Origin of the sequence: Sphingopyxis sp. (assembly GCF_016704835.1) — a bacterium.
Lineage (GTDB): Bacteria > Pseudomonadota > Alphaproteobacteria > Sphingomonadales > Sphingomonadaceae > Sphingopyxis.
Map to the genome: position 1 here is coordinate 729910 of NZ_JADIZJ010000001.1, position 12336 is coordinate 742245.

The 12336-nt window shown below is 64.6% G+C and carries 12 protein-coding genes and 1 tRNA gene; 8 read left to right on the forward strand and 5 right to left on the reverse strand.

The window, feature by feature from the left end; translation table 11 throughout:
* The first annotated feature begins 150 nt into the window (after positions 1-150).
* The 6 genes from IPF76_RS03660 (at position 151) to IPF76_RS03685 (ending at position 6023) form a co-directional block, all read left to right on the forward strand.
* Positions 151-558: a glycine zipper 2TM domain-containing protein gene (locus tag IPF76_RS03660; RefSeq protein WP_293839776.1), complete on the forward strand. Its 408-nt coding sequence runs from the start codon at positions 151-153 to the stop codon at positions 556-558.
* 192 nt (positions 559-750) lie between these two features.
* Entirely contained in the window at positions 751-1842 is a 1092-nt protein-coding gene (locus IPF76_RS03665) for a Ppx/GppA phosphatase family protein (RefSeq protein WP_293839779.1), read from the forward strand.
* The gene (locus IPF76_RS03670) at positions 1839-2549 is read left to right on the forward strand and encodes an RlmE family RNA methyltransferase (protein WP_293839782.1); all 711 of its coding nucleotides are present in this window, start codon (positions 1839-1841) and stop codon (positions 2547-2549) included. Before IPF76_RS03665 ends, IPF76_RS03670 begins: the two co-directional genes overlap by 4 nt.
* A gap of 114 nt (positions 2550-2663) precedes the next feature.
* Positions 2664-4127, forward strand: a complete 1464-nt coding sequence (locus IPF76_RS03675; RefSeq protein ID WP_293839785.1) for a S41 family peptidase — start codon at positions 2664-2666, stop codon at positions 4125-4127.
* A gap of 28 nt (positions 4128-4155) precedes the next feature.
* Positions 4156-5610 carry a cobyric acid synthase gene (locus tag IPF76_RS03680; protein ID WP_293839788.1) on the forward strand — a complete coding sequence of 485 codons (1455 nt, stop codon included), beginning with the start codon at positions 4156-4158 and terminating at the stop codon, positions 5608-5610.
* A 137-nt stretch (positions 5611-5747) separates the two neighbouring features.
* A complete protein-coding gene (locus IPF76_RS03685) occupies positions 5748-6023 on the forward strand; it encodes an HU family DNA-binding protein (protein WP_137752732.1) in 276 nt (91 codons plus the stop codon).
* A gap of 48 nt (positions 6024-6071) precedes the next feature.
* Here IPF76_RS03685 and IPF76_RS03690 read toward each other — a convergent pair whose 3' ends face one another.
* From IPF76_RS03690 to IPF76_RS03700, 3 genes are all read right to left on the reverse strand, one after another.
* Positions 6072-6980, reverse strand: coding sequence for a beta-1,6-N-acetylglucosaminyltransferase (locus tag IPF76_RS03690; protein WP_293839793.1), 909 nt, complete (start codon positions 6978-6980; stop codon positions 6072-6074).
* Positions 6981-7199: 219 nt separating this feature from the next.
* Complete coding sequence (locus IPF76_RS03695; RefSeq protein WP_293839795.1) at positions 7200-9515, reverse strand: EAL domain-containing protein; 2316 nt, start codon at positions 9513-9515, stop codon at positions 7200-7202.
* Positions 9512-10129, reverse strand: a complete 618-nt coding sequence (locus tag IPF76_RS03700; RefSeq protein WP_293839797.1) for a methylamine utilization protein — start codon at positions 10127-10129, stop codon at positions 9512-9514. Before IPF76_RS03700 ends, IPF76_RS03695 begins: the two co-directional genes overlap by 4 nt.
* 92 nt (positions 10130-10221) lie before the next feature.
* Between IPF76_RS03700 and IPF76_RS03705 the strand changes: the two genes are divergently transcribed.
* The gene (locus tag IPF76_RS03705) at positions 10222-11109 is read left to right on the forward strand and encodes a DUF3034 family protein (protein ID WP_293839800.1); all 888 of its coding nucleotides are present in this window, start codon (positions 10222-10224) and stop codon (positions 11107-11109) included.
* 12 nt (positions 11110-11121) lie between these two features.
* Entirely contained in the window at positions 11122-11646 is a 525-nt protein-coding gene (locus tag IPF76_RS03710; RefSeq protein ID WP_293839802.1) for a group 1 truncated hemoglobin, read from the forward strand.
* Positions 11647-11698: 52 nt separating this feature from the next.
* On the opposite strand, the gene IPF76_RS03715 is transcribed toward IPF76_RS03710, so the two are convergent.
* Positions 11699-11772: transfer RNA gene (locus IPF76_RS03715), tRNA-Gly, on the reverse strand.
* Between the two features lie 48 nt (positions 11773-11820).
* Positions 11821-12291: an Lrp/AsnC family transcriptional regulator gene (locus IPF76_RS03720; protein ID WP_293839804.1), complete on the reverse strand. Its 471-nt coding sequence runs from the start codon at positions 12289-12291 to the stop codon at positions 11821-11823.
* Between the last annotated feature and the right edge of the window lie 45 nt (positions 12292-12336).

Here is a 12336-nt window from a genome sequence, read left to right on the forward strand (position 1 = left end):
GAAAGGGAAGCGTGGCGGGGCGCGAAGCTGAACGCCAGCCAACAAGCGCGTTCAGGGTTCACTCAATGCGGATCGCTCATAACCCCTTCATCGACCACCGCCCAGACGGGCAGCCCCAAGGGGCCAAACGACGAAAGAAGGAGAACGACGATGAAAAAGATGGTGACCCTCTCGATCGCCGCCCTGATGTCCACTGCGACGCTGGGCATGGCGGCTCCTGCTGCGGCACAGAACGGCTATTACGACCGCGACGGCTATTCGAGCTATAATGTCGGCTATGACCGCGACGACCGCCGTTACGATCGCCGTTACGATCGCCGCGCCGACCGCCGTGATTATCGCCAGGACCGTCGCTATAACCAGCAGCGGTACAACCAGCGCAATTATCGCCAGTGCGACAACGGCACCGGCGGAACGATCATCGGCGCAATCGCCGGTGGCCTCGCCGGCCATGAAATCGCCGGCCGCGGTGACCGCGCCGTCGGCACGATCATCGGTGGCGCAGTCGGCGCAATCGCCGGCCGCGCGATCGACAAGGGGAATGACGGCTGCCGTTAAGGGCAGTCCCGACCTCCAATAAGTTGCAGTCCCCCCTCATGCCCCGCCCGGCCACCGCCGGGCGGGGTTTTCTTTATGCCGCGCGCCCCACACGGGAGACGGGGTTGCCTAAAAGACCGGCAAAGCCTAGGTTCTGGCCCAAGTGCACATCCGCGATTGGCGGATGCGTGAGAGAGACAGGTAATACTAGCCATGCGGCAAATGGCAGCGCCATCAGGGCGACCGCCGCGGCCCGGGCCGACGGCAAAGGCGCGAACCAAGGCGGAACCCGCCACGCGTCCAACGAATTTCGTGCGGCCGCGCAGCTATGCCGCGATCGACCTTGGCACCAACAACTGCCGGTTGCTGATCGCCCGCCCGCAGGATGGCGAACTGGTCGTGATCGACGCCTTTTCGCGCATTGTCCGGCTGGGCGAGGGTCTGCACGGCAGCGGCCGGATCAGCGATGCGGCGATGGACCGCACTGTCGCAGCGCTGGCGATCTGCGCCGACAAGCTGCGCCGCCGCCATGTGTCGCTGTCGCGCGCGGTGGCGACCGAAGCGTGCCGCCGCGCCGCCAATGGCGTCGAACTCGCCGAGCGCGTGCGGCGCGAGACCGGTATCGTGCTCGACATCATCTCCGCCGCCGAAGAAGCGCGACTCGCGGTGCTCGGCTGCCACAATCTGATGGAGCCCGGCGAAGGCCCCGCTCTTATTTTCGACATCGGCGGCGGTTCGACCGAGCTGATGCACGTCGACGTGTCGGACCATGATGTGACGATCCGCGACTGGATCAGCGTGCCGTGGGGCGTCGTGTCGCTGACCGAACATGCGCCGCTGCCCGAAGACAGCCTTGCGGGACGTCAGGCGGCCTATACGCATATGCGCGAAGTGACGCGCGATGCCTTTGCTGCCTTTGCCGGACGCGCCGAACAGTTCGCCGGCCAGAAGCTGCGTCTGCTCGGCACCAGCGGTACGGTGACGACGCTGGCCAGCGTGTTCCTGAACCTGCCCCGATACGACCGCCGCGCGGTCGACGGGCTGGTCGTGCCGAGCGATGCGATGCGCGACATCAGCCGCCGCCTGGCCGACGCCAGCATCGCCGACCGCGCCGAGATTGCATGCATCGGCCGCGAGCGCGCCGATCTGGTCGTCGCGGGCTGCGCGATTCTGGAAAGCATCATCGACCTGTGGCCCGCGGCGCGCGTCGGGGTCGCCGACCGCGGCATTCGCGAGGGCATTTTGCGCACCCTGGCGATGCAGGGCCGCGACATCCCCGTCACCCGCCGCGAGTATCGTAAATGAGCGCGGCGAGCGGGAAAGGCGGCGGTAGCGGCCGCGGTGGCCTGCACGTGCGGGTCAAGACCGCGAAGAAGCGGAGCGTGTCGTCGACGCGCTGGCTGCAACGCCAGCTCAACGATCCCTATGTCCGCCGTGCGCAGGCCGAAGGTTATCGATCGCGCGCCGCATACAAGTTGCTCGAGCTCGACGACAAGTTCGGCTTCATCAAAAAGGCGCGCGCGGTCGTCGATCTGGGTATCACGCCGGGCGGCTGGTCGCAGGTCGTACGCAAGAATAATCCGCGCGCGCGCGTCGCGGGCATCGACCTGCTGGCATGCGAGCCGATCGAAGGCGTGGCGATCCTCGAGATGGATTTTATGGACGATACCGCGCCCGATGCACTGATTGAAGCGCTGGGCAGCGCCCCCGATCTGGTGATTTCGGACATGGCGGCGAACACCGTCGGCCATCAGCAGACCGACCATCTGCGCACGATCGGCCTTGCCGAAACTGCCGCCGATTTTGCGGTGCAGACGCTGCAACCCGGCGGCGCCTTTGTCGCCAAAGTGTTTGCCGGCGGCGCCGACCACACGCTGCTAACGCTGCTCAAGAAACATTTCACCACGGTCAAGCACGCCAAGCCGCCGGCGAGCCGCAAGGGGTCGCCCGAGCTCTATGTGATCGCGCAGGGGTTCAAGGGGCGTAGCAACGGCGGCGAACAGGACCGCTGAGCACGCCTTGTTCCAAGTTCATTGCCGGGCCATTTAATCGCGCATACATAAGGTGATGACTACCGTATCTTCCGGGATCCGGTGGGGTCGCACATCATTTCCCAAGGACAGTCCATGACGCATCGGTCGCGCAAATCCATCGCCCTGCTCACCCTTTCGGCCTTTGCGCTGGCGTCGTGCGGGGGCGGGGGCGGTTCGAGCACGGGCGGCAATGGCGGGCCGGTGACCGTCACTCCGACCCCGTCGCCCACCCCAACTGCGGGCTGCGGCCTCGCCGCGCGGCAGGGTTTTGCGAAGGCGGTGATCGACGAGTGGTATCTGTTCCCCAACGACGTCGCGAGTGGAGTCAATCCGGCGAGTTTCAGCAGCGTCGATGCCTATATTGACGCGCTGGTCGCGCCGGCACGCGCGCTCGGCAAGGACCGGTACTTCACCTACCTCACCTCGATTGCCGAGGAGAATGCGTTTTTCGCGAGCGGGTCGAGCGCGGGGTTCGGCATCCGCCTGACCTATGACGCCGCAGCAAGCCAGGTCGTCATCGCCGAAGCCTATGAAGGCGCTCCTGCGATTGCGGCAGGAATCGACCGCAGCACCCGCATCCTCGCGATCGGCACCACCGCCAGCAATATGCGCACGATCGCCGCGATCGTCGCCGCCGAAGGCACCCAGGGGATCACCAATGCGCTCGGCCCCAGCGACCCCGGTGTGACCCGCATCTTGCGCATTCAGGATAGCGCCGGCACCCGCGACGTCACCGTCAGCAAAGCCGATTATTCGCTCGACCCGATTTCGGACCGCTACGGCGCCAAGATCATCACCGAGGGCGGCCGAAATTACGGTTACCTCAACCTGCGCAGCTTCATCTCGTCGGCGAACCCGCAGCTGCGCGCGGCATTCCTGAACTTCCGCAATCAGGGGGTGACCGATGTGATCATCGATTTCCGCTATAATGGCGGCGGGCTGGTTTCGACCGCCGAATTGATGGGCGATCTGATGGGCGAGGGTCGCAGCGGCGCAGTGTTTTCGCAGACCGTGTTTCGCGCGTCGAAATCGGTGGAAAATGACCAGCATCGCTTTGCCCCGACCGCCGAATCGATCGCGCCGACGCGCATCGCCTTTATCGGCACCAGCTCGACCGCATCGGCGAGCGAGCTGGTGATCAATTCGATGCTGCCTTATCTGGGCACCAACATGACGCTGGTCGGCAGCAACACTTATGGCAAACCGGTTGGCCAGATCGCGCTCGACAAGGCCGAATGCGACGACCGGATGCGCGTCGTCGCCTTTGCGACCGCCAATTCGACCGGCGCGGGCGATTATTACGATGGCCTGGCGCCGAAGATTGCCAACAGCTGCGCCGCGGGCGACGATCTGAGCCTGCCGCTGGGCGACGCGCGCGAAGCGTCGGTGCGCGCGGCGATCGACTTTCTCGCCAACGGCAGCTGTACGACGCGGATCGCCGAAGCCAGCGTCGGTCCGGCGGCGCAGCGTAGCAATAGTCGCGTGCTCGCCGAACCCGAAATGCTGGTTCCCGACCGCCCGACCGCGGCGCAGCGCGAGCTGCCGGGGCTGTTCTGACCGGCGCGCTCCGGCGGGAGCGCCGCGCATGCCCGCGTTGATGCTGCAGGGCACCGGGTCCGACGTCGGCAAGTCGGTGCTGGTCGCTGGGCTGTGCCGCGCCTTTACCAACCGCGGGCTGACGGTTCGCCCGTTCAAGCCGCAGAATATGTCAAATAACGCCGCGGTGACGATCGACGGCGGCGAGATCGGGCGGGCGCAGGCGTTGCAGGCGATCGCATGCCGCACCCCGCCGCACAGCGACATGAACCCGGTGCTGCTGAAGCCGCAGGCCGATCGCACCTCGCAGCTGATCGTCCACGGCCGGGTGCGCGGGACGCTGGGCAGCGGCAATTTCCGCGAAGCGCGCGGCGCATTGTTGACCGAAGTGATGCAAAGCTATCACCGACTGTCGGCACAGTGCGACATCGTCATGGTCGAGGGGGCGGGATCGCCCGCCGAGATCAACCTGCGCGCGGGCGACATCGCCAACATGGGTTTTGCGCGCCCCGCAAATGTCCCTGTCATACTGGTCGGTGACATCGACCGCGGCGGTGTGATCGCGGCGATCGTCGGCACCCGCGCTGTCATCGATCCCGAAGACGCGGCAATGATCCGCGGGTTCCTGATCAACAAGTTTCGCGGCGATCCGGCGCTGTTCGACGACGGGTATCGCGAGATTGAAGAACGCAGCGGCTGGCCGGGCTTTGGGGTCATCCCGTGGCTGCATGCCGCGGCGCGGCTGCCAAGCGAGGATGCGGTAATCCTTGAACGCCCTGCCGACCCGCGCGAGGGGCGCCGGATGATCGCCTGCCCGATCCTGCCGCGCATTTCCAATTTCGATGATCTCGATCCGTTCAAGCTCGAACCCGGGGTCGAGCTGGTGATGGTGCCGCCGGGGCAACCGATCCCCGCCGAGGCGGCGATCATCGTGCTGCCGGGGTCGAAGGCGACGATTGCCGATCTGGGCGCGTTGCGCGCCCAGGGCTGGGACATCGACATATTGGCCCACCATCGGCGCGGCGGGATGATCGTCGGGCTGTGCGGCGGTTATCAGATGCTCGGCCGCCGGGTCGCCGACCCGCTGGGGATCGAGGGGGTAGCGGATGACGTCGAGGGGCTCGGACTCCTCAACGTCGAAACGACACTTTCGCTCGTCAAGACGCTGCGTCCGGTCAGCGGATCGGCGCTTGGCGCGGCCCTTGCAGGCTATGAGATGCACATGGGCGAAACGCGCGGTCCCGGCACGGCGCGGCCCTTTGCAACACTGACCGATGGCGCCAGCGATGGTGCGATCAGCGGTGACGGCCGCGTGATCGGCTCGTACCTCCACGGCCTATTCGCCTCGGCCGAGCTGCGCCGTGCGGTGCTGGCGCGCCTCGGGGTGGCGGGTAGCGGGCGCGACTATGTCGCCGATATCGACGCGGCGCTCGACGCCATTGCGGCCGAACTCGAGGTCCACGTCGACCTCGATGCGCTGCTCGCGATCGCCGGGGTGGGGTAACGGGTCGGGCCGAGCGACGCCAGCTTGCTCTCGATGTCCTCTGATTCCCCGCAATCTCGGGCTTGGCGAAGGGTGCATCATGCGTCTATGGCAGCGCATTGGCCGGGAATCGCCCGACCGAAACCAGGAGAGAATTTATGAATCACGCCGAACTGTCGGACGCCGTCGCCGCGTCGCTGGACCTCAGCAAAGCCGACGGACGCAAGGCCGTCGATGCCGTCTTCGCCGCAATCGGTGATGCCGCCGCCAAGGGCGACGAAGTTTCGGTCAACGGCTTTGGCAAGTTCAAGGTCAAGGCGACCCCCGCCCGCGAAGGCCGCAATCCTTCGACCGGCGCGACGATCCAGATCAAGGCCGCCAAGAAGCTGACCTTTGGTCCGGCCAAGGCCGTCAAGGATCGCCTGAACGGCTGATTATCCTGCGCAGGGTTTCGCCGGTGCGCCGGCGGAACCCTCGCACCTTTATTGCGGCGTCAGCGCCGCCGCGGCTTTGGTGGGCAATTTCTGCAGCGCGATATCGCCGACATAGTCGTTCGCCGCCGCGGTCTTCAGATGCGCTTCGAGCAGGTCGAAAATCACCGGATCCTTGTTTATGGCGAATTTGCGCGCGAACAGGTCGGGGCTGAGCGTCAGGCGCAGCGCATCGGCGGCACCGAAAACCCGGGGGCACAGCTGGTTCTTGCCATAGGGTATCCAATCGACCGTTCGCAGATCGTCATTGATCACCTCGCCCTGATTGAGGCTGTTCATTATCAGCGTCTGAAAAAAACCCTCGTCAGGTATGAAGCTGCGCCGATAAAAGGCCTTGAAACGCTCGGCGGTCGGGTGATGGACCGCAAACTGGCAGAAGCTGCGGGACACCGCCTTCCACTGGGTACCGATGAAGGGCGTCGCACCTTTCAGGAAGGGGCGCGGCACACCGGTCCGGAACATCCGCCCCAGTGCCTCGACCCACACGTGGTTGACGCGGTTTAACGTGTCGGGGCGGGCCGTTCGCTGGTCGCGCGCGCGGATAAACTGGCGGCGCGGGTTCGCACGCAGGAAGTCGCGGATATATGTCTGTGACTTGAGCGGAAAATCCTGGCCGCTGAGATTGATGTAATGCGTCCAGCTGCTGCTCATCGCGAGCAGTTTCGCCATGCCGCGGAGTTCGGCATCGACGAGACTGTAGCCGCCCCACAGCGCCTTTTTCGATTCGATGATCGCGGCGCCCTGATAGGGTTTGAGGAATTCGGCGATGTCGGCGGCGAATTTCGCGCCCGACCCCTTGTCGACATGGATCACATAGCAGTTGCCGGGCGCGTAAATGGCGCGGAACATCCGTTTGAACTGTTCGGGAAAGCGGTGAAGGAGGATGAAATAGCCGATCATTCGGGCATGCCTTTCGGACCGCCCAACCGGTCTGTCAGCCCACCGGATGCGCGATCATTTTCCTGTCCCGGAAAACCCAACCAAAGCCAATTTGATCGATAGGAGACAATGCCCGACAGATGGCCCGCCGCGTTACGGCGCGGCGTGGTCCAGTGACATCGCTTCCATATGGGGGGTGGCGGCAGTTTTGTAAGACCGCGGGCGGCCTGACTGCGGCGGTTATGCGCTCAGTCGATGCTGATCGGGTTCCGCCACCATGCCGGCGATGAAGACATGCACCGCGTCGGCATCGATCGGGCGACTGAGCAGATAGCCCTGAATCTGGTGGCAGCCCTCCTGCCGCAGAATTTCGGCCTGGGCCTCGTCCTCAACTCCTTCGGCGAGCGTTTCCATGCCCAGCGCGTCGGCGAGCGTCGTGATCGCCCGGATGACGGCATTGGCGTTGCCGCCCTGCGCTAGGTCGCGCACGAAACTCTGGTCGATCTTGAGTTTGTCGAAGGGGAAGGAGCGCAGATAGCTCAGCGAGGAATAGCCGGTGCCGAAATCGTCGAGCGCAATGCGAACGCCGAGCGCGCGCAGACTGTGGAGCGTTTCGAGCGTCTTTTCGACATTGGCGATAAAGATGCTTTCGGTGATTTCGAGTTCGAGCCGGTTCGCCGGCAGCCCCGACGACGCCAGCGCCGACAGGACGATGTTGGCCAGCCCCGGGGTCAAGAACTGCTTGGGCGAAATATTGACCGCGACCGACAACTCGCCGTCCCACGTCGCGGCCTGGCGGCACGCTTCGCGGATAACCCACTCGCCGATCTGGACGATCAGCCCGGTTTCCTCGGCCAGCGGGATGAAATCGACCGGGCTGATCATGCCCTGGTCGGGATGCGGCCAGCGGATCAGTGCCTCGAACGCCTTCAGCCGTTCTTCGTGCATGCTGTAGAGCGGCTGGAAATAAAGCTCGAACCCGCCGTCGCGGATCGCGAGGCGCAGATCGAGTTCCATCTGGCGGCGGTGGCGCGCCTGCTCGTCGAGCGATTGTTCGAAGAAATGATGCGTCGCCTTGCCGTCGCGCTTGGCGCGATAGAGCGCAAGGTCGGCGTTCTTCATCAGCGTGATACCGTCGAGCCCGTCGTCGGGCGCGACCGCGATCCCCATGCTGGCCGAGGCGTCGGCCTGTTGCCCGTCGATCAGGATCGGGCGGTCGAAACAGCCCTGTAGTTTGTCGGCGAGCGCGGCAAGATTTTCGTTCGCCGGCAGGTCGCTGAACAGGATGGCGAATTCGTCGCCGCCGAGCCGGGCAACGATCGCATCACCGAGCACGCCCTGGAGATGCGCCGCGACATTTCGGAGCAGCGCGTCGCCCGCAGGATGGCCGAGTGTGTCGTTGACGACCTTGAAATCGTCGAGATCGACATAGACGACCATCAGCCGCGCTGCATCGCGGCGGCGAGCGAGCGCTTGGTCGAGTTGCTCGACGAACAATTTGCGATTGGGCAGGTTGGTCAGTCCGTCATGCAACGCGACATGCGTGATCTGGCGCTCGCGCTCGGCAATCGCCGCCACCATCACATTGAAGCTTGCGCCAAGGCGGCCGATTTCGTCGTCCGAGGTCACCGCGACCGCGGCATCCTTGCCTTCGCCGAGCCGCCGCGTCGCTTCGTCGAGCGCGCTCAGCGGGCGGGTGATCGTGCGCGCGATGCGCCAGCTGAGCACGATGACGAGGGTCAACCCCGCCACCGCGAGCGCGACGAGCAGCCATTGCAGCCCCGAATATTGGCCGAGCGCCTTGCTGAGCGAGTGGTCCAGCACAAGCCGCGGCAGAATGCCCTCCTGCAAGCTTGGCAAGGCGGTCACATGGTGGAGGATGCGATCGCGATCGCCGCTTTCGACGACCTGCCCCGAGCGCGCAGCGGCGAGCGCGGCGGGCAGCTGCGACGCCGGCACCACCCTCGCGTCGATATCGACCGCGGCGAGCTTGGCGAGGCCGCGCATTTCGGCGGCGTCGAGCGGCTGCGCTAGCACGAGCCAGCCGATCGTGTCGGGAACCTCGATCGGCGATGCTGCGGCCAGCGCCAGCTTGTCGCCTATCCGAATCATGCCATGGTCCCGCCCGCCGTCGAGCGCGTCCCACAGATCATCAGCTGTTGGCAACGCCGCGGTCGCCGATCCGGTCATCGTGCCGTCGAGCCCGACGACGAACGCCGCGTCGCTGCGCGAGCGCTCGCGCAGGCTGACCAGCGCACTTTCGATCGTTGCCTGATCACCGGTCGCGACGGCTTCGCGAAAACCGAAGTCGCGCGACAATATGTCGGCCGACCCGCGCATCTGCTGCGCGCGCAGATCGATGATCTCGTCGAACACGCGCGCATTGGCGGCCAGATCGCGCGAAGCGCTGTCTTCGCCGAAGCGCGCGATGCCGTTGCCCGCGAGCAGCAGGATCGCCGCGAGGATCGCCGTCGACAGCGCGGCGTAAGCAACAGCAATCCGCAGCTTGAGCGAGCGGAAGCGAAAACGCACCGGAAAGGCCGGGAGCGTCGTCATCGCAGTTTCAATGCAATCTTCTGGCTGTTCGACCCGGCACTGACCGTAAGCGCGCGCTTCAGCTCGCCCCCCGGGGTGCGTGCGCGCGCGTGCCAGACGGTCAGCTGATGCCCACCCGCCGCCATGCCTGACAGGCGGACGATGCCATTCTGGTCGGTCTTGCCCGCAAAGGGCGTGTCGACGACGCGAATATAGCCTCGCATCTGATCGTGGATGTTGCAACCGAGCGCCACGGTGCCAGCGATCGGAAAGGCTTGCGAGCGCGTCTGGTCGCGGCCGTACAGGTCGATTTCAAACCGCGCCGCTTTAGAGAAACTGTAAACGCTGTGACGAACGCTATCGAGATTGGGAAAGGCGACCGAACTGCCACGGGCGACAATCAAAGTGCCCGGAACAAAAGCGACGCTTTTCTGCGCCATCGCCGGTTTCCAGGCAAAGCGGATCGCGCCGCCGCGCCAACCGCCATTGGGCGCCAGTTCGACCACCGCATCGCGGACGGGCAAGCCGCGTTCGTCGACCACCTGCACCTGCACGGCGGCGGGCGCGGCGGCCCAGACGGCAGCCAGCGGCACGGCGAGCGCAAACGCCATCGAGAGGAGAAGTGGTCCCTTCACAGCGCCCGACTAGCCGCCAGAGCTTAACATTCCCTCAAATTATCAGAGGTATAGTTAACCCAATTTTTGCCGTTTGCTGCGATTGCAACATCATGGACCAATCTCTTTTTCGCTCGCTGGCGGCGCTTTCGCTCGCGCTGTTTTGCGTCACCGCTCCGGCCGCGGCGCAGGAGGCATCGCTGGTGGACGGTGCCAAATTGCTGCTCACCAACGGCGTAACAACGATCGAAGGAACCAGCGGCGGCGGGGTCGCCACCTGGTCGACGATTGCCGGGCGCGAAACCGATCGCGGTATCGGCCTGTCGGGACATGTCACGCTGATCGAACTGCCCGATTATGGCTGGCAGAGCCACGGCGTTGCGGTCGGGATCGCCAACCGCATTGAGCTCAGCTATGCGCGGCAGAATTTTGACACCCGCGATGTCGGCACCGCGCTTGGGCTTGGCCGCGGTTACACGTTGAATCAGGATGTTTTCGCCGCCAAGCTGCGCCTTGCGGGCGACGTGGTTTACGGCGAGCCGCTGCTGCCGCAGATCAGCCTCGGCGTCGAACACAAGCGCAATCGCGACGCCCCGGTCGCCCGCGCGGTCGGCGCGGCGCACGGCAGCGGCACCGACGTGACGCTGAGCGCGACCAAGCTGTTCCTCTCGCACAGCGTGCTGGTCAATGCGACCGCGCGGCTAACGAAGGCGAACCAGGCCGGGCTGCTCGGTTTTGGCAGCGAAGGCGGCGACCAGCACCGGCTCCAGTTCGAAGGATCGGTCGCCTATCAACTGTCGCGCCGCGCGGTGATCGGCGCCGAATATCGGACCAAGCCCGACAATCTGGCGATCGCGCGTGAGGAGGACTGGTGGGATCTGTTCGCCGCCTATGCGCTGACCGACCATCTGACCGTGACCGCCGCCTATGTCGATCTCGGTTCGATCGCCACCTTCGACCAGCAGCGCGGCGGTTTCCTCTCCGCCCAAATTGCCTTTTAAAAGGATCGCCCGATGTTCCTGCTCGCCGCTGCCCTGCTGATGCAACCTGCCACCGATCCGCCGGTCGATTGGGACAAAGAGTTCGGCGTCGAGGAAAAGGTCCGCGACCCGGTGACCGGCGAACTGCCCGTCGATTCCTATGTTCAGGCCAACGGCAATGCCGGCGCGGCGCCCTTTGCCGGCAGCGCGATGGCGACCGCGTTCGGCGGACAGGACGGTATCCGGCGCATCGCGAACCGCACCGTCGAATTGTCCGAAGCCGACCCGCGCCTTGCCGCAATCTTTCAAGCGCACGACATGGTACGGCTGAAACGCACGTTGTTCGAGCAATTCTGCTACATTTTGAACGCCGGATGCGATTACAGCGGCCGCGACATGGCCAGTTCGCACAAGGACATGGGGGTGCGGATGCGCGACATGAACGCGCTGGTCGAAAATCTGCAGGCCGCGATGCGCGAGGGAAAGATCGGCTTTGCGGCGCAAAACCGCTTCCTCGGCAAGCTCGCGCCGATGTCGGGCCACGTCATCACGCGCTAGACTGCGACATCGCGTACCCAAAAGGGCGCGCTCATTGTGAAAGTAGGGAAACTGGAGCGGGTGAAGGGAATCGAACCCTCGTCACTTGCTTGGGAAGCAAAAGCTCTACCATTGAGCTACACCCGCTTGCGGCTGCGCGATTGGCACAGCTGCGGGCGGTGGTCAATATTCGTGTCAGCGCGTCGTTTCGCTGATCGTTTCCATCGCGACAAAGGTCGAAGTGCTGGCAACGTGCGGCAAGCTGGAAATCTTCTCGCCCAGCACGATGCGATAGCGGCGGATGTCGATGGTGCGAACCTTGAGCAGATAGTCGAAGCTGCTCGCGATCATGTGGCATTCCTCGACCTCGGGAATCGCACGCACCGCCGCATTGAATTGCTTTAGCGCCGCCTCGCGCGTGTCGGACAGTTTCACCTCGGCAAAGGCGACATGGTCGAGCCCGACCTTCGCCGGATCGATGATCGCCGCAAATCCCGTGATCACCCCCCTTTGGACCAGTCGCCGGACGCGTTGCTGGCAGGGCGTCTTGGACAGGCCAACGCGCTGCGCCAGATCGGTGAAGGTGATGCGGCCGTCTTGGCGCAGAACGGCAAGGATTTTCCGGTCGAAATCGTCCAGATCGACTGCGAAGGGAGGATCATTCATGGTATTTGCCTAAAACTGATCCGATAATAGGTCAAAAATTAAATC